Below are 17,280 nucleotides of genomic sequence, written 5' to 3'. Positions count from 1 at the left end.
CCCCCAGGGAAGGCCGGCGCGATGAACGAGATCACGGCCATCGCCGCGCGCCGCCGCGCGGATGGCGAGGAAGCGGAGCTGCGCCGCGCGCTCCAGCGCTTCGTCGAAGGGCGGCTGCGCGATCGCGGCGAAGGCGAGGACATCGTTCAGGAAACCTATGTCCGGCTCTACGATTATCGCCGCACGCGGCCCGTCGCCGATGTCGGGGCGTTCTGCTTCGCGGTGGCGCGCAACCTCGTCCACGATCATTTCCGCCGCCGCCAGGCCCAGCCGGCTACCGATGAACTGGCCGAGGATCTCGTCTGCCCCCAGCCGCGCGCGGAGGAGATACTCGACTATCGCCAGCGCGTTGAGATTCTGGTGCGGGCGCTCAAAGTGATGCCGCCGCTGCGCCGGGAAGTGTTCCTGCGCCGCCGGCTCGACGGCGTTCCCACCACGACGATCGCCGCCGATCTGGATCTCAGCATCGCCGCGGTCGAGAAGCATTGCAGCCGCGCGCTGGCCGATCTGCGGGTCGCGCTCGAGCGCCGCGGGCTGCCGGCGGGGGCACGCGCATGAGCCGGCGTGGCGCGCTTCGCAACGCGGCCCATTGGTCGCTTGCCGATAGCGGCGGAGCGGCGCCGCCGCACGCCGCCGATGTCCAGGCGACGCTCGAAGATCCCGCGCTGGCCGAAGCACTGGAGCAGGTGGCGACGTTCGGCCGGCTTTCCGATGGCGATATCCGCGCGATGCGGGCCGCGCGGCGGCGCAATGCCGCCGGCCTGGGCGTCGTTGCGCTGGTTTCCGCGGCCGGCATCGGCGCCTGGTCCAGTGGGTGGTTCGTGCCCCAACCCGCAGCGCCCGCCGTCGCGCATTACGAAACCCAGCGCGGGCAGCAGCGCGACGTCAGGCTGGCCGACGGATCGACGCTGCACCTGAGCGGCGCGACCAGCCTCGACGTGACGCTAGGCGAACGCGAGCGCAGGGTCGCGCTCAATCGGGGCGAAGCCTATTTCGACGTCGCGCACGAGCCGAAGCGGCCCTTCGTGGTTCAGGCCGGCGATTCGGCGACGCGCGTGCTCGGCACCGCCTTCGACGTCGATGTCGCGCGCGGCGAAGTGAAGCTCTCAGTCTATCGCGGGCGGGTGCGGTTCGGCAGTGCTTCCTATGAAGCGGGTAGCGTCGAAGTGCCTGCGGGCTGGCGCTCGCGGTTCAGCGAGGGCGTCGCGCGGGCGCCCACGCGCTTTGATGCGACGCAGCAGGATTGGCGCCAAGACTGGCTCGATACCGATGACGTGCGGCTGATCGACCTGGTCGATGCGCTCAATCGGCGCGGCGGGCCGGTGGTGATGGATCCGCCGCGGAACCTGGCGGGGATCAGCCTGTCCGGCCGCTTCAAGCTTGATGATTCACGCCAATTGCTCGACGCGATCGGCGCGGCCTATGGCTTTGCGGTGGTGCAGGAAGGCGATCGGCTTCGGCTGGTTGCGACGGACGATTGAGTCACGCAATCGACATTTCCATGTCATTGCATTGCAACAAAATTCTTTTGTCCGGACCGGGCGGAAAGTCCCGTCCTCCGTTCGAGGCGCACGAGCGCCTGAGCGGAGGAACATCATGCACAATACAAAGGGACTCTCGTTGATCGCGCTGGCGGTGGCGCTTTCGGCGCCGGCCATGGCGCAGGCGCGCTCCGCCGATGCGGCATTCGCGCGCCAGATGCATTTCGACATCTCGGCATCGGATCTGCGCACGGCGATCTCGCAATTCTCCAAGGCGACGGGCGTCCAGGTCGTGGTCGCGCCCGATGCCGTTTCGGGCCGCCGTACCTCGGGCGTGCGCGGCGCCTTCACGGTGCGCGAGGCGCTCGACCAGATGCTGCGCGGCACCAACCTTGCCGCCTCGATCCGCGGCGGCGTCGCCGTGCTGAAGCCCGCCGCTCCGGTGTCGCGCCGTGCCGATCGCGCCGAACCGGTCCGCGTCGCCGCGCTCGATCCCGCGCCGATCCAGGCCGCCGAGCAGGAAGAGCCCCAGGAGCCGACCGAGATCGTCGTCTCGGGCTATCGCCAGAGCCTGGCGGCCGCGCAGGATCTGAAGCGCCGCGCAGTAGGCGCGGAAGATGACATCCTCGCCACCGATATCGCCGCCTTTCCCGATCTGAACCTGGCTGAATCGCTCCAGCGCATCCCCGGCATCACGATCACCCGCGACAGCGGCGAGGGTCGCCAGATCGCGCTGCGCGGCCTGGGCGCGGACTTCACCCGCACCCAGCTGAACGGCATGGAAGTGCTGGGCAACACCGCGTCGGGCATGGACAATCGCGGTGCGGTCAGCCGCTCGCGCTCGTTCGATTTCAGCCTGTTCGCCTCGGAACTGTTCAACCGCGTCTCGGTGCAGAAGTCCTTCTCGGCCGAGCAGGATGAGGGCGGCATCGCCGGCACCGTGCAGCTCACCAGCGCCAAGCCGCTCGAAACCGACGGCACCCGCTTCGTTGTCTCGGCCAAGGGCCAGACCAACGACAACACCACCGGCATCACCCCGCGCCTGGTCGGCCTTGCGTCGATCCACAAGGGCGATTTCGGCGCGCTCGTCTCGGTCGCGTACAGCCGGATCAAGAGCAACGAATATGGCTATCGCAACTGGGGCTGGGGCCTCACCACCTATGGCGCCGCCAATATCGGCCCGGACATCGATGCGGCGACGCGGCAGAAGCTGCTGAACGGCGTCTTCCAGCCGCAGGCGGAATCGCCGTCGAGCTGGTACACCGATCGCAAGCGGCTGGGCGTCACCTCGTCGCTGCAATATCATCCCGGCAGCAACTTCAAGCTCGACGTGGATCTCCTCTACGGCCGCCTGAAGGACTATCGCGACGACTATGCTATCGCCAGCGCCGGCACCAACGCGCTGACCGGCAACGTGGTGAACGGCGGCCAGATCATCCAGAGCGCGGTGATCGACGACACGAACACGCTGCGCGCGGCCAGCTTCACGCACATCGATCAGCGTTCCGAACATCACATCGTCCAGAACCACACCGATTTCTATCAGGGCGTGGCGCATGCGAGCTGGAACGTCACCGATCGCCTGACGGTCAACGCGCTCGGTGGCTATGAGGAATCGGACTTCAGCCAGCCGGTGTTCGACAAGGTGTTCATGGAGGCCAAGGACATGGCCTTCAGCTACGACACGCGCCCGACCATCCCGGTCAACACCTATGGCAAGGATCTCACCGATCCGAACAACTGGGCTCTCCAGCGTCTCGACACGCAGGAGAATTCGATCACCAACCAATATGCCAACGGCAAGCTGGACGCCGCCTACAAGCTGAGCGACACGCTGACCTTCAAGACCGGCGGCGAGTTCAAGCACTTCATCAACAGCGGCTATCAGTACAACAACAAGGTGTTCCACAACGTCCCGGCCGACGTTGCCATTCCGAACGACCTGAAGCAGCTCGTCGGCCCCGATACGCTCACTCAATATATCGTCGGCAATGTCGACGGCGTATATGCCTTCATGGGAGATCCGCGGAACCTGACCGCCGCCAATCTCCAGGCGGGCACCGACTTCCGCGTCGACGAGAAGACCTGGGCCGGCTTCGCCCAGTTCGATCTCGACACGATGCTGGGCGGGATGCGGCTGCGCGCCAATGCCGGCCTGCGCTATTATTCGACCGATCTGCTCTCCTCGGGCCATCTGGCGACTGCCACGGGGCTGGTGCCCGTGGACGTGCCGTCGAACTCGCATGGCTGGCTGCCCGCCGCCAATGTCGCGCTCGACGTCGCGAAGGATCTGGTGGTGCGTGTCAGTGCCAGCCGCAACGTCAACCGGCCGGGCCTGGGAGACCTCTCCGCGGCGGGTTCGATCACCACGCGTCCGAACGGCGGCAGCGTGAGCTTCGGCAACCCCTTCCTGAAACCGTTCAAGGCGACTTCGGTCGAGGGTTCGGTCGAATATTACATGGGCGGCAGCGGCTTCGCGTCGGTTGGTTTCTTCTACAAGAAGATGGACAGCTACATCTCCTCGGCCACCAAGCAGATCCCCTATGGCCAGACCGGCCTGCCGCTATCGTTGCTGATCCAGGGCGAGGATGCCAACACGATCTTCGATGTCAGCCAGCCGATCAACGGCCCCGGCGCCGACATCAAGGGCATCGAAGTCGCGTTCCAGCACGACTTCACTTTCCTGCCGGGCGTGCTGAAGCATCTCGGCGTGGTCGCCAACGGCACCTGGTTCGACGGCCATCAGACGGGGTTCTACAACAATGTTCCCCGGCGCCTGCCGCTGCTCAATCTCTCCAAATGGGCGGCTAACGGCACGCTCTATTATGAAAACAAGCTGTGGGGCGTCCGCGTCTCCGATGCCTATCGTAGCCAGTATCTCACCAGCATCGGCAGCGTCGGCAATGTCGGCGACGGCATCAAGGGCACCAATAACGTGGACTTCCAGGCCCATTACAACATCCTGCCCGGCGTTCGCCTGATCGCCGAGGGCATCAATCTGACCAACGAGCCGATCCGGCAGTTCGCCAGCATCGATGCTGATCGCACCGAGGTCTACACGACCGCGGGCCGGACCTTCACCTTCGGCTTCAGCGCCGAATTCTAAAGTCCTGCGATCCTCCCCGTCCGGGTCCAGTCGGGCGGGGAGGTCGTCTTGAAATCGTCCCCCACCCTCGTCATCCCGGCCTGCGCCGGGATGACGCTTCTTTCGCCGGCCGCTAGCCCCCACGTTTCCACTCGGGCGCAAATCGCGCTAGAGACCCCCGATAAGCCTCCGGGGGAAGCAATGTCAGGCCGGCCGACGATCAAGGAAGTCTCGAAGATCGCGGGGGTCTCGTTCAAGACCGTCTCGCGCGTGCTCAACAACGAGAAGCATGTGAGCGAAGAGACGCGCCGCCGCGTCGAGGAAGTCGTCGCCCGGCTCAATTTCCGCCCCAGCCATGCCGCCCGCACGCTTGCTGGGCGGCGATCGTTCCAAGTGGCGCTGCTCTACGACAATCCCAGCCCCTATTATGTCTATCACGTCCAGTCGGGCGCGCAGCAGCGCTGCACCGAGCTGGGCTATCGCCTGCTGCTCCAGCCGATCGACAGCCAGTCGCCGGATCTCATCGCCAATGTGGTGGCGCTGATCGATGAGGCGCATCTCGACGGGCTGATCCTCTCCCCGCCGGTGACCGAGGTGACGGCGCTGCTGGAAGCGCTCGATCGGCGCGGGCTGCCTTATGTCCGCATCGCGCCGGGCGTGCAGAAGGAGAACGGCATGTCGGCGACGATGGACGACGTCGCCGCCGCGCGTGAGCTGACCCGGCACCTGATCGATCTGGGGCATCGCTCGATCGCGTTCATCCGCGGCCCCGAAAGCCATGTCTCCTCGTCCGATCGCCTGGAGGGCTATCGCCTCGAGCTGGAGGCGCATGGCATCGTCTTCGATCCCGCGCTAGTGGTGGCGGGGGATTACAGCTTCCAGTCGGGCTGCGACGCCGCCCGCATCCTGCTGGCGCGCACGCCGCGGCCCACGGCGATCTTCGCCGGCAACGACGACATGGCGGCGGGCGCGCTCGCCGTGGCGCATGAAAGCGATATCGCCGTGCCCGAAGCGCTGTCGATCGTCGGCTTCGACGATTCGGACCTGGCCAAGGCGGTCTGGCCGCCGCTCACCACGATCCGCCAGCCGGTGCGCGAGCTCGCCTATGCCGCGGCGGACCTCATGCTTTCGGGCAACGCGCCCGAGCCGCGCGTGACGCTGGAGCACAAGCTGATGGTGCGTTCGACGACGGGGCCTGCGCCCAAGGCTTGAGCTGCGATCACGGCACGCGTTAACTGAAAACCTAAGCCAAACAGCGTCCCGGAGCAGGACGTTGGTTAACCATCAACTATGCTGGCGGAATTCGTAAACAAGGCGTTAACTTCCGTGCATGCAACGCCAGCTCGTCCTTGAGGGCAACGCCCGCCGCCACCCCTTCCGCCAGCATATGCGCCGCGTGGTCGCCGAGGAGCGCAAGGTCCGCGACGACAGCGACATCAAGCTGTTCGTGCTGAGCTTCACGGCCTTCTTCGTCTGCTTCTATACCTTCGTGCTCTGAGAGCTTGTTTGGAAACGCGCTGAGGTGCGTTTCGAGGCGGCACCGGCCCGGTGCCGCAATGCGCCAATAGGCGCATTCTCAAACAAGCATCAGCCGGGGATATGCGCGTCCCGCGTGCGCGGCACGTCGCCCGCCTTGTAGAGCCGCCACGCGCACCAGGCCGAGGCGAGGCAGAGCAGGAACACCACCCAGATCGCATCCTCGACGCTGACGCCGGGAATCTGGGTGATGCCGAAGATGCCGACCGAGCCGACCACCATGAAGCCCGAATTGACGATGTTGTTCGCCGCCACCGTCCGCGCGGTCTGCGATTTCTCGACCGTGGTGGTCAGGAACGCATAGAGCGGCACGACGAACATGCCGCCGGTGATCGCGATCATCGCCAGGTCGAACACGATATGCCAGGCGGCGGGCAGGGCGATGAAATGCACCGTCTTGAGCAGCGGCCCGCTGTTCACCGGCCAGAATTTCGCGGCGAAATAGAAGTCGACGACGAACGCCGCCATCGCCAGCACCGAAGGCACCGCATAGCGCGCCGAGACATGGCCCTTGAGCATCCGGTTGATGATGACCGATCCGATCGCGATGCCGACCGAGAAGATGCCGAGGAACACCGAGGCGACGTCCTTCTGCGCATGGAACACGTTCTTGACGAGCGGCGGGAAGAGCACGCCGAGCACCGCGGCGATCGTCCAGAACACGCTGATCGCGATGATCGCCAGATAGAGCCGGCGGATATGCATCGTGCCGTAGATCAGGCGATAGGAGGCACGGAAGATATTGTAGTCGAGCTTGAGCTTGGTCAGCGGCGGCGCCGGCGGGATCTGGAGCGAGGCGAACCAGCCCAGGATTGCGACGCCCACCACCGCGAAGGCCGCGGCATGCGGGCTGATGACGCCGCCCGCGATCGTGCCGAACAGGATCGCGATATAGGTGCCGGCCTCGACCATGCCGGTGCCGCCCAGCACGTCGTCCTGCTTCAGATGCTGCGGCAGGATCGCATATTTGATCGGCCCGAAAAAGGTCGAGTGGATGCCCATGCCGACCAGCGCGACGAGCATCAGCTCCAGGCTCTTCAGGAAGATGCCCGCGGCGCCGACCAGCATGATAAGGACTTCGGCGGCCTTGATGATCCGCATGATCTTCGCCTTGTCATACGTGTCCGCCAACTGGCCGGCGAGCGCGGAGAACAGGAAGAAGGGCAGGATGAAGATGCCGGTGGCGATCGCGCTGAACCGCGTCTCGTCCTCCACCGAATTGAAGATCTGGTATGTCGCGAAGAAGATCATCGCGTTCTTGAACAGGTTGTCGTTGAAGGCGCCGAGGAACTGGGTGACGAACAACGGCAGGAACCGGCGCTCCCTCATCAAACCGAGCGCACCTATCATTCCGGACCTTGCTCCCAACCGGCGGAAACGGCCGCCAAACGAGCTGGCGGCATAGCCGAGCGGCAGCGGTCGCGGCAACGGAAATTCCCTCGGTGCTTGCGGCGGACGTGCCGGGAGGCCATGTCCGGGCCTGGGTCGGACTTGGCCCGATCCCACCGGCCCCTCCCGTTCTCGGGCGGGCAATGCTAGGACGCGGTTCGATGCTGACCCTGCCCAACATCCTGACATTGTCCCGAATCCTGGCCGTGCCGCTGCTCGCGGGCTTCCTGTGGTGGCCCGAATGGCGGCTGGGCTATGGAATCGCCTTCGCGCTCTACTGCCTGATGGGCATCACCGATTATTTCGACGGCTATCTGGCGCGTGCGCAGGGGACGGTCTCGAAGCTCGGCGTGTTCCTCGATCCGATCGCGGACAAGATCATGGTCGCGGCCGTGATCCTGATCCTCTCCGGCCGGCAGGTGATCGCGGATTTCCACCTGATCGCGGCTTTGGTGATCCTGGTGCGCGAGATCGCGGTTTCGGGGCTGCGCGAGTTCCTGGGGGGGCTGCAGGTATCGCTCCCGGTCTCGCGGCTCGCCAAGTGGAAGACGACGCTCCAGCTCGCTGCGCTGGGGCTGCTGATCCTCTCGGGCACGCTGCCGGGATGGCCGTGGATGCAGAGCGTCAGCCTGGCGGCGTTGTGGGTCGCGGCGGGGCTCACCCTCGTCACCGGTTGGGATTATCTGCGCGTCGGCCTGAAGCACATGGACACCTGATGGCGATCACGATGCTCTATTTCGCCTGGGTGCGCGAAGGCGTCGGCAGCGGCGAAGAGCAGGTCGATCCGCCCGAGGCGGTGCGCAACGTCGCCGATCTGATCGACTGGCTCGCCGGGCGGAGCCCGGGCCATGCCGCGGCTTTCGGGGAGCCGGCGAAGTTGCGTGCGGCGATCGACCAGAAGTTCGTGCCGCTCGACGCGCTGCTGGGCAATGCGCGCGAGATCGCCCTTTTTCCGCCGGTGACCGGGGGATGATCCGAATCTCGGTCCAGCCCGCACCGATCGATCTCGGCACCGAGATCGCCGGAGTCGAAGCCAGGGGCGCGGGCGCGATCGCCAGCTTCACCGGCACGGTGCGTGGCGATGACGGCGTCACCGAGCTGCTGCTCGAACATTATCCCGGCATGACCGAAGGCGCGCTGGTCGCTTTGGCCGAACAGGCGATGGTGCGCTGGGGCCTGATGGCGGTGACGATGGTCCACCGCGTCGGCTCGATGGAGCCGGGCGACCGCATCGTCTTCATCGCGACTGCCGCCGCCCACCGCGCCGCCGCCCTCGAATCCTGCGCCTATCTGATCGACCGGCTCAAGACCGACGCACCCTTCTGGAAGCGCGAGCGGCGCGGCGGGGACGCGCGCTGGGTCGAGGCGCGGGAAAGCGACGCGGCGGCGGCGGAACGTTGGGGCTAGGCGTCCACGATATTCCACGTTATCTTTACGGTATGACCAAGCCGATCAACCTCAATGTCCGTGTCAGCGGACCGCTCAGCGAGTTCATCGCCGCCAATGTCGGCGAGGATGGGCTCTACGAGAACGTCAGTGAATATGTCCGCGACCTGATCCGCCGCGACCGCGAGCGGGTGGAACAGGAGAAGTTCGAGGCGCTGAAGGCGGAATTGCAGCGGGCGTTCGCTACGCCTGACGATCAATATGTCGAGGTTACCGCCGACGAAGTGATCGCGCGCAATCTACGGCGCAGGCGCGGGTGACGAGGTTTCGGATCGAGCCTTCCGCTAACCACCGGCTTGACGAGATCTTCGAATATAGCTCCTTGCAATGGGGCGAGGCCCAGGCGGAGCGGTATGTCCGAGATCTCTTTGCACGCTTCCAGGCCATAGCCGATCGAGCTTTGCCGTGGCGGCGCATTGCTGCCGAGTTCGGCGTGGACGGCTATGTATGCCGCCATGAGCATCATTTCATCTACTGGAAGGTGATGGACGGCGGCGCCGTTGCGATCGTCACTATCCTCCACGAGCGCATGCAGCAGATGGATTTGCTGAAGGAAGCGTTCGAGGGCTGAGTACTGCTCAGTGCGACGCCGCCAGCACCTCCGCCAATAGCCGGAAGTCGCGTTCGCGCGGGGATGCCTTGCGCCACACCAGCGCGATGTGGCGCGCGGCGTTCTCCGCCTCCAACGGGCGGGCGGTGACATGGGTGTGGTCCAGTATCCCTGCATCCACCGCCATTTCGGGCAGCATCGTCACGCCCAGGCCGTTATCGACCATCTGGACCATGGTGTGGAGCGAGGTGCCCAGCATCGTCGCCTCGGCCCGCAACTCGGGGCGGTTGCACGCCGCCAGTGCATGGTCCTTCAGGCAATGCCCGTCCTCGAGCATCAGCAGCCGCGTCTCGTCGATCGCGGCGGGGCGGATCATCGGCGTCGCGTCCATCTCGCCCTCGCGGAAGGCGACGAACAGCCGGTCGTCGAACAGCGGCGCCGTCTCGACGTCACCGCAGGCGAAGGGCAGGGCGAGCAGCACGCAATCGGTGCGGCCATGGTTCAGCCCCTCACAGGCCTGGCCGCTGGTCTCCTCACGCAGATAGAGCTTGAGGTCGGGATATTCCCTGCGCAGCTTGGGCAGGATGCGCGGCAGCAGGAACGGCGCGATCGTCGGGATCACGCTCATCCGCATCTCGCCTGACAAGGGGCGACCGGCGGCGCGGGCGAGATCGCCTAGCTCATCCGCCTCGCGCAGCACGCGCCGGGCCTTCTCCACGATCCGCTCGCCCAGTGGCGTGAAGCGCACGACTCGCCGGGTGCGCTCGACCAGCACGACGCCGATCAGCGTCTCCAGCTCGCGGATGCCCGCCGACAGCGTCGATTGCGTCACGAACGTCGCCTCGGCCGCGCGGCCGAAATGCCCCGAATCGTGGAGCGCCACCAGATATTGGAGCTGCTTGAGCGTCGGAAGATAGGTGGCGGCCAGTGATCGTCTCCGTCGATTGTTTGGCCGCTATATAGTGACGGAGGCGATAAAGCCAACCGTCATCCCGGCAGGTGCCGGGATGACGGCGACAGGGGTCAGGCCGCCTCTTCCAGCTCGGCGGGCAGCCGGATCAGATAGTCGAAGGCCGAGAGCGCCGCGGTCGAGCCCGCGCCCATCGCGATCACGATCTGCTTGTAGGGCACCGTGGTCGCGTCGCCCGCGGCGAAGATGCCGCGCTGCGAGGTCTCGCCGCGATGATCGATCTCGATCTCGCCGCGCGGAGTGAGCGCCACCGCGTCCTTCAGCCATTCGGTGTTGGGCACGAGGCCGATCTGCACGAAGATGCCCTCCAGCTCGACTTGGTGCATCGTGTCGTGGTTGCGGTCCTTGTAGCTCAGGCCGGTCACCTTCTCGCCGTCGCCCTGCACTTCGGTCGTCAGCGCCGAAGTGATGATCTTGACGTTGGGCAGGCTCGCCAGCTTGCGCTGGAGCACCGCATCGGCGCGAAGCTGGCTATCATATTCGATCAGCGTGACGTGCGCGACGATGCCGGCCAGGTCGATCGCCGCTTCGGCGCCCGAATTGCCGCCGCCGATCACCGCGACGCGCTTGCCCTTGAACAGCGGGCCGTCGCAGTGCGGGCAATAGGTCACGCCCTTGTTCCGGTAATCGTCCTCGCCGGGCACGTTCATCTGCCGCCAGCGCGCGCCGGTGGAGAGGATGAGCGTGCGGCCCTTCAGCGACGCGCCATTCTCCAGCACCACTTCGTGCAGGCCGCCCTCGACCCGCGCCGGGATCAGCTTCGCGGCGCGCTGGTGGTTCATGATATCGACGTCGTAATCCTTGACGTGTTGCTCCAGATGCGCGGCAAGCTTCGGCCCTTCGGTGTGCGAGACCGAGATGAAATTCTCGATCGACATGGTGTCGAGCACCTGGCCGCCGAACCGCTCGGCGGCGATTCCGGTGCGGATGCCCTTGCGCGCGGCATAGATCGCCGCCGCCGCGCCGGCCGGGCCGCCGCCGATGACGAGCACCTCGAACGGCTCCTTGGCCTTGATCTTCTCCGCCGCCCGCGCGCCGGCGCCGCTGTCGATCTTCGCGACGATCTGCTCCAGCTCCATTCGGCCCTGGCCGAACGGCTCGCCGTTCAGGAACACGGTGGGGACCGCCATCACCTTGCGTTCCTCGACTTCCGCGGGGAACAGGCCGCCGTCGATCGCGGTGTGGGTGATGCGCGGATTGAGCACCGCCATCAGGTTCAGCGCCTGCACCACGTCGGGGCAGTTCTGGCACGAGAGCGAGAAATAGGTCTCGAAGGCATAGTCGCCGTCGAGGTTCTTCACCTGCTCGATCAGCTCCTGCGCCGCCTTGGACGGATGGCCGCCGACCTGGAGCAGTGCGAGCACCAGGGAAGTGAACTCATGGCCCATCGGAATGCCGGCGAAGCGCACGCCGATATCGGTGCCGGCACGGCGGATCATGAAGCTGGGCTTGCGCGCATCGTCGTTCGCCGGGATCACCGCGATCAGATCGGACAGCGCTGCGATTTCGTTCAGCAGCTCGCCCAGCTCGCGCGACTTGGCGTCGTCGCCCAGGCTGGCGACAAGCTCGATCGGTTGCTTGATGTTGACCAGATAGGCCTTGAGCTGCTGCGTCAGATTGGCGTCGAGCATCGGGGGAACTCCTGTGTTCTGGATACAAAACGGCCCGGGACGGGAGGGGGGGGTCCGTCCCGGGCCTTCTTGAGCACCCGTAAGGGGGATGCGGTCAGATCTTTGAGTGAGAGATGCTCCCAGCATCTCTCAGGCCATGCCGGGGGCATGGCCGGCTCAAAGATCTGCGCCGCATGGTGCTTAGATCTTGCCGACCAGGTCGAGCGACGGGGCCAGGGTCTCTTCACCCTCTTCCCACTTGGCCGGGCAGACTTCGCCGGGGTGCGCCGCAATATATTGCGCCGCCTTGATCTTGCGGAGCAGCTCGGTCGCGTTGCGGCCGACGCCTTCCGACGTGATCTCTACGAGCTGGATCACACCCTCGGGATCGACGACGAAAGTGCCGCGATCGGCCAGGCCCTGACCTTCACGCAGAACCTCGAAATTGTTCGAGAGAGCATGATTCTGGTCGCCCAGCATGAAATAGTTGATCTTGCTGATCGCCGGCGACGTGTCATGCCAGGCCTTGTGGCTGAAATGCGTGTCAGTCGAGACCGAATATACTTCCACGCCTATCTTCTGGAGGGTCGGATAGATGTCGGCGAGATCTTCGAGTTCGGTCGGGCAGACGAAGGTGAAGTCGGCCGGATAGAAGAAGAAGACTGCCCACTTGCCCTTCACGTCGCCATCGGTGACGGTGACGAACTTGCCTTCCTTATAGGCCTGCGCGGTGAACGGCTTGAGCGAGCTTCCGATGAGAGCCATGTGGTTTCTTCTCCGTGGGTTGATGTTGCAATGCGGCAGATAGGGTGTCGCGAGGGCTTTGTGAAATTGGAAGCCTCATTCGCGCTGATCGATTGCATCACTCAATAGGAGGAAATTGATCGACTGGCTTGCAAATGGCTTATCGGAGCGCCGCGTAGATCGTATAGGCGCTGGTGAGGGTCAGCAGCACGCCCACCATCGCCATCAGCGTCCGCGCCGGCACGCGCTTGGCGAGCAGCCCGCCGAACGGCGCCGCGATCAGCCCGCCGATCAGGATGCCCAGCGTGTGGAGCGTGAAGGCCGCCCAGCCCATCGTCGCGATGAAGGTGGCCGATACGGTCGCGGTGAGGAAGAACTCGCTGGTGTTGACCGTGCCGATCGTGCTGCGCGGGCTCGCGCCCTGGACGAGCAGGTTGCTGGTCACCACCGGCCCCCAGCCGCCACCGCCCGCCGCATCGAGGAAGCCGCCGGCAAGGCCCAGCGGCTCGATGATCTTGGGCGTGCGCGGCTCCACGCGACCGCGCCAGGCGCGATAGAGGAGATAGAGCCCGATTCCGGCGAGATAGGCCATGACGAAGGGCTTGGCGTCCTCAGCCTTGACATTGCTCAGCACATAGGCGCCCAGCGCGCCGCCGATCATGCCGGGAATCACGAGCCGGCGGAACAGCCGCCAGTCGACATTGCGGTGATAGATATGGCTGGCGCCGGAGGCGGCGGTGGTGAAGGTCTCCACCGCATGCACGCTGGCCGATGCGGCCGCGGGCGGCACGCCCAGCGCCACCAGCAGCGTATTGTTGATGACGCCGAAGGCCATGCCGAGCGCGCCGTCCACCATCTGCGCGGCGAATCCCACCGCGATGAAGGGCAGGATGGCCGTGAGGTCGATTCCGAAGATCATTCAGGGCCTTTTCCGCGCGGTTGGTTCCGCGGGGAATGCCGGGCCGCGCTAATTCCCACAAGATACATCGTGTTTAGGCGGGACAAGCATCGGTCGGGGTGTTCTGGAAATCGGTTCGTATAGGCATTAGATGAACCCGACAAAGGGGAACCGGCCATGTTCCAGCGTCTGACGACGTATCTCGATTCGATCCGCGCGCGCGATCCCGCGCCGCGCAGCCGTGCGGAAATCCTGCTCTATCCGGGCGTGTGGGCGCTCGGCTATCACCGCATCGCGCACCGGCTCTATCGCGGCGGCTGGTTCTTCCTGGCGCGCGTGGTCAATCACTGGTCGCGCTGGGCGACGGCGATCGACATCCATCCGGGCGCCAAGATCGGCCATAACTTCTTCATCGACCACGGTTTCGTCGTGATCGGCGAGACCGCGGAGATCGGCGACGACGTCACCATCTACCAGTGCGTCACGCTGGGCGGCACCAGCCCGGACAATGGCGTGGCGGGCAAGCGCCACCCGACACTGCTGGACGGCGTCATCATCGGATCGGGCGCGCAGGTGCTCGGGCCGATCACCGTCGGCGAGCGGGCGCGGATCGGCGCCAATGCGGTCGTCACCCGCGACGTGGCGCAAGGCGCGGTGATGGTCGGCATCCCCGCCAAGCCGACCCTGGTCGAGGCGACGGCGTGGCAGAAGGATTTCGTGCCCTATGGCACGCCGTGCAGCGACGTGTTCGATCCCTCGACCCAGAAGCTGGAGCTGATGCGCTGCGAGCTCGATGCGCTGAGAAAGCGGCTCGACGCGGTGCTCGCCGAGCGCGCCGACGGGCGCAAGCCGGAGCGTGATCGCGCCTGATGGGAACGGTGACGCCGCTGCCCATCGGCCGCCCCAGCCAGGTCGGCTTCGAACGCCTCGAACTCACGCGGATCCTCGATCTCTACGGTCGGATGGTCGCGGCGGGGCATTGGCGCGACTATGCGATCCAGTTCGATCGCGACGCGGCCGTCTTCGCGGCCTTCCGCCGTGCCGCCGAGCGCCCTGAGTTCCGGATCGAGAAACGCCCGGCCCTGCGCAATCGCCAGGGCATGTGGGCGCTGGTCAACGAAGTCGGCGCGGTGCTCAAGCGCGGCCATGAGCTGGGGCCGGTGCTTGCCCCCGTCGAGCGGCGGCTGATGAAGCTGGTCGGGGAATGAAAAAGCCCCGGAGCGCGAACGCTCCGGGGCCGAGTGTCGCCCGGTTACAAGTCAGGCGGGTATGATCTGCTGGGTCGGGGGCAGGCGATTGCCGATGCCGCCGAGCGATCCGACCACGACGCGCCGCATCGGCTGCCAGAAGGCGGAGAGCGTGAGCAGCGCCGAACCGATCACCAGCGCGGTAAGCGCGGCGCTGAGCTCCACCGTCGCACTCTGGTTGAAGAGCGTGTACATCGCCCACAGCACATAGGCGAGGCTGGAGACCAGCAGCGCCCGGCGGTCCACCGCCAGCGCCACCGCCGCGAACACCACGTAGAGCGCGATCACCAGCGCCGCCATCGCCGGGGCGATCACCCCGTCGAACACGCCGAGCATGTGGAACACCGGATGCGCGATCAGCGGCGCGGCGGCGAGGTGCAGCCAGAAGGCCACGTCCGAACGGCGCGTGCGGCGCTTCAGGTCGGTCATGTCCCAGCGCATCGCCAGGGCGAAGACCAGCACGCCGGCGACGAGCAGGATCGGATTGATCGACTCCTTGGCGGCCGGGATCAGCGTGACGATCAGCCCCACGCCGACGCCCACCACCGCAAGCGCGCCCGCGGCGACCGTGATCGGCACCATGAAGCGGCGCCAGTGGATCCAGGCCGCAACGGCGGTCAGCGCGCCCGCCACCGTCGCGATCACGCCGGCCAGCCGCTGTTCCTGCGCGTCGGTCACGACGTGGAAGGTCTCGGTGATCCAGGGGATGTTGGCGACGAACAGGCCCGCGATCGTCGCGCCCGCCCCGGCGACGAAGCCGAGCAGCAGCAGGATCGAGGGCAGGGCCATGCGGCGCCGCGCGGTGAAATATTCGGCGAGCATCCAGCTCGTCGCGGCCACCGCCGCACCGCCGCCGATCAGGTTGGCGCCGATCTGGCGCGGTTCGTTGCCGATGCCGATCAGCCATTCGCCGACGAATCCGCCCAGCCTGCCCGCCGCGACCAGGATCAGCGCCGCGGCGATCGCGACGAAGATGTCGTTGAAACCGCTCAGCAGCTTGAAATGCTCTTCGTCCACCGCCGGTGTCTCGCGGCTGCTCGCCACGTGGTTCCGGAACGCCGCCGCGGCCTCGGGCGTGAGCACGCCCGCCTCGACCGCACCTGCCAGTTCGCTTTCGCTGTACATGGGCCATCCTCCTTCTGGGGCGGAGATTGCCACATGTGTATTAGTATAGCAATACGCTAAGGCGCCCAACCTCAGCCCTGCAGCTTGCCCATGATGAGCATCGTCTGCTCGGCGCCCGAATTGGGGACGATCTCGCCGGTGCGGTCGATGATCTCGGCCCATTGGGCGGCGACGCTCTCGGGTGTCAGCTCGGCCAGCTTGGCGCCCTGGGTCAGCGTGACATAGGCCGCCTGGACCACGCCCGCGCCCGCGCCGAGGATCATGTTGGTCGGCGCGTCCTCGGAAACGAGATACAGTGCGGCAGGCGCGACTGCCTCGGGCGCGAAAGCCTTGAACGCGGCTTCGGGGAAGATATCCTCGGTCATGCGCGTGCCGGCCACCGGCGCGATCGTGTTGACCTTGATCCCGTATTTCGCGCCTTCGAGGTGCAGCGTCTTGGTGAGCCCGGCCAGGCCCAGCTTGGCCGCGCCGTAATTCGCCTGGCCGAAATTGCCGTAGAGGCCGGTGGAGGAGGCGGTCATCAGGATGCGGCCGTAATTCTGCTCGCGCATCGTCTCCCACACCGCCTTGGCGCAATTGGCAGATCCGAGCAGATGGACCTTCACGACGAACTCGAAATCCGCCGGCTCCATCTTGGCGAAGCTCTTGTCGCGCAGCACGCCGGCATTGTTGATGAGGATATCGACGCGGCCCCAGCGATCCTTGGCCTGTTCGACCATCGCGACCATCTGGTCATATTCGGTGACGCTGCCGCCGTTCGAGAAGGCCTCGCCACCCAGCGCCTTGATCTCCTTGACCACCGCCAGCGCGGCGTCGGAGTGGCCGGTGCCGTCGCGCGCGACGCCCAGATCGTTGACCACCACCTTGGCCCCGCGCCGCGCCAGCTCGAGCGCATAGCCGCGACCGATCCCGCCGCCGGCGCCCGTCACGATGGCGACGCGATTCTCGAAGCTGATGGTCATTCACGCTCTCCCGTTGGTGGTCGAGCGCATTCCTAGCCGGGCTTTACCGAAACGGAAACCGGCGGGGAGCATGCCCCCGCCGGCTCTCGGGATCAGCGGCCGCCGCGCTGGCGGCAATGGTCCTTCACCGAGCGCGAGCGCGAGGGAGATCGTCCCGTTGGTCGGAGGGGTGGCGCGGGGGTGGGGTGTGTTGGTGCGGGCGGGGGGGGGGTCTGGCGCGGCCCGCGCCGCTGGCGC

The 17,280-nt window shown here is 66.1% G+C and carries 19 protein-coding genes; 12 read left to right on the top strand and 7 right to left on the bottom strand.

Annotated elements, in window-relative coordinates:
• Window positions 1-21: 21 nt before the first annotated feature.
• The 5 genes from HB724_RS07720 (at window position 22) to HB724_RS07700 (ending at window position 6,064) form a co-directional block, all read left to right on the top strand.
• A complete protein-coding gene (locus HB724_RS07720; protein WP_213980341.1) occupies window positions 22-558 on the top strand; it encodes a sigma-70 family RNA polymerase sigma factor in 537 nt (178 codons plus the stop codon).
• Window positions 555-1,481 carry a FecR domain-containing protein gene (locus HB724_RS07715; protein ID WP_213980340.1) on the top strand — a complete coding sequence of 309 codons (927 nt, stop codon included), beginning with the start codon at window positions 555-557 and terminating at the stop codon, window positions 1,479-1,481. Before HB724_RS07720 ends, HB724_RS07715 begins: the two co-directional genes overlap by 4 nt.
• A 115-nt stretch (window positions 1,482-1,596) precedes the next feature.
• On the top strand, window positions 1,597-4,587 hold the full coding sequence (locus HB724_RS07710; protein WP_213980339.1) for a TonB-dependent receptor: 2,991 nt from the start codon (window positions 1,597-1,599) through the stop codon (window positions 4,585-4,587).
• Between the two features lie 180 nt (window positions 4,588-4,767).
• On the top strand, window positions 4,768-5,778 hold the full coding sequence (locus tag HB724_RS07705) for a LacI family DNA-binding transcriptional regulator (RefSeq protein WP_213980338.1): 1,011 nt from the start codon (window positions 4,768-4,770) through the stop codon (window positions 5,776-5,778).
• A gap of 118 nt (window positions 5,779-5,896) precedes the next feature.
• Window positions 5,897-6,064 carry a hypothetical protein gene (locus HB724_RS07700; protein ID WP_213980337.1) on the top strand — a complete coding sequence of 56 codons (168 nt, stop codon included), beginning with the start codon at window positions 5,897-5,899 and terminating at the stop codon, window positions 6,062-6,064.
• A gap of 89 nt (window positions 6,065-6,153) precedes the next feature.
• On the opposite strand, the gene HB724_RS07695 is transcribed toward HB724_RS07700, so the two are convergent.
• Window positions 6,154-7,452, bottom strand: coding sequence for an MFS transporter (locus tag HB724_RS07695; RefSeq protein ID WP_213980336.1), 1,299 nt, complete (start codon window positions 7,450-7,452; stop codon window positions 6,154-6,156).
• Window positions 7,453-7,652: 200 nt separating this feature from the next.
• Here HB724_RS07695 and pgsA point away from each other — a divergent pair, with 200 nt between their 5' ends.
• The 5 genes from pgsA to HB724_RS07670 are packed head-to-tail and all read left to right on the top strand — an operon-like array spanning window position 7,653 to window position 9,508.
• The gene (gene pgsA, locus HB724_RS07690) at window positions 7,653-8,207 is read left to right on the top strand and encodes a CDP-diacylglycerol--glycerol-3-phosphate 3-phosphatidyltransferase (RefSeq protein ID WP_213980335.1); all 555 of its coding nucleotides are present in this window, start codon (window positions 7,653-7,655) and stop codon (window positions 8,205-8,207) included.
• Complete coding sequence (gene moaD / locus HB724_RS07685; RefSeq protein ID WP_213980334.1) at window positions 8,207-8,464, top strand: molybdopterin converting factor subunit 1; 258 nt, start codon at window positions 8,207-8,209, stop codon at window positions 8,462-8,464. Before pgsA ends, moaD begins: the two co-directional genes overlap by 1 nt.
• Window positions 8,461-8,898, top strand: coding sequence for a molybdenum cofactor biosynthesis protein MoaE (locus tag HB724_RS07680; protein ID WP_213980333.1), 438 nt, complete (start codon window positions 8,461-8,463; stop codon window positions 8,896-8,898). The genes moaD and HB724_RS07680 overlap by 4 nt, the downstream gene beginning before the upstream one ends.
• Window positions 8,899-8,930: 32 nt before the next feature.
• On the top strand, window positions 8,931-9,197 hold the full coding sequence (locus HB724_RS07675) for an addiction module antitoxin (RefSeq protein ID WP_213980332.1): 267 nt from the start codon (window positions 8,931-8,933) through the stop codon (window positions 9,195-9,197).
• The gene (locus HB724_RS07670; RefSeq protein ID WP_213980331.1) at window positions 9,194-9,508 is read left to right on the top strand and encodes a type II toxin-antitoxin system RelE/ParE family toxin; all 315 of its coding nucleotides are present in this window, start codon (window positions 9,194-9,196) and stop codon (window positions 9,506-9,508) included. Before HB724_RS07675 ends, HB724_RS07670 begins: the two co-directional genes overlap by 4 nt.
• A 7-nt stretch (window positions 9,509-9,515) precedes the next feature.
• Here the strand turns inward: HB724_RS07670 and HB724_RS07665 are convergent, their stop codons facing one another.
• From HB724_RS07665 to HB724_RS07650, 4 genes are all read right to left on the bottom strand, one after another.
• Complete coding sequence (locus HB724_RS07665; RefSeq protein WP_213980422.1) at window positions 9,516-10,415, bottom strand: hydrogen peroxide-inducible genes activator; 900 nt, start codon at window positions 10,413-10,415, stop codon at window positions 9,516-9,518.
• 95 nt (window positions 10,416-10,510) lie between these two features.
• Window positions 10,511-12,088, bottom strand: a complete 1,578-nt coding sequence (gene ahpF, locus HB724_RS07660; RefSeq protein WP_213980330.1) for an alkyl hydroperoxide reductase subunit F — start codon at window positions 12,086-12,088, stop codon at window positions 10,511-10,513.
• Window positions 12,089-12,268: 180 nt separating this feature from the next.
• Entirely contained in the window at window positions 12,269-12,832 is a 564-nt protein-coding gene (gene ahpC / locus HB724_RS07655; RefSeq protein ID WP_213980329.1) for an alkyl hydroperoxide reductase subunit C, read from the bottom strand.
• Window positions 12,833-12,971: 139 nt separating this feature from the next.
• On the bottom strand, window positions 12,972-13,730 hold the full coding sequence (locus HB724_RS07650; RefSeq protein WP_213980328.1) for a sulfite exporter TauE/SafE family protein: 759 nt from the start codon (window positions 13,728-13,730) through the stop codon (window positions 12,972-12,974).
• A gap of 156 nt (window positions 13,731-13,886) precedes the next feature.
• On the opposite strand from HB724_RS07650, the gene epsC reads away from it, so the two are divergent.
• Window positions 13,887-14,579, top strand: coding sequence for a serine O-acetyltransferase EpsC (epsC, locus tag HB724_RS07645; protein WP_213980327.1), 693 nt, complete (start codon window positions 13,887-13,889; stop codon window positions 14,577-14,579).
• Window positions 14,579-14,917 (top strand): DUF2794 domain-containing protein, encoded by a 339-nt coding sequence (locus HB724_RS07640; RefSeq protein WP_213980326.1) that lies wholly within the window; start codon window positions 14,579-14,581, stop codon window positions 14,915-14,917. Before epsC ends, HB724_RS07640 begins: the two co-directional genes overlap by 1 nt.
• A 51-nt stretch (window positions 14,918-14,968) precedes the next feature.
• Here HB724_RS07640 and HB724_RS07635 read toward each other — a convergent pair whose 3' ends face one another.
• Both HB724_RS07635 and HB724_RS07630 read right to left on the bottom strand, forming a co-directional pair.
• A complete protein-coding gene (locus HB724_RS07635; protein WP_213980325.1) occupies window positions 14,969-16,081 on the bottom strand; it encodes a hypothetical protein in 1,113 nt (370 codons plus the stop codon).
• A gap of 71 nt (window positions 16,082-16,152) precedes the next feature.
• On the bottom strand, window positions 16,153-17,043 hold the full coding sequence (locus HB724_RS07630) for an SDR family NAD(P)-dependent oxidoreductase (protein WP_213980324.1): 891 nt from the start codon (window positions 17,041-17,043) through the stop codon (window positions 16,153-16,155).
• Window positions 17,044-17,280: the final 237 nt, after the last annotated feature.

Source organism: Sphingomonas sp. dw_22 (genome assembly GCF_018449795.1).
Lineage (GTDB): Bacteria > Pseudomonadota > Alphaproteobacteria > Sphingomonadales > Sphingomonadaceae > Sphingomonas.
This window is presented reverse-complemented; position numbering and strand designations above follow the sequence as displayed.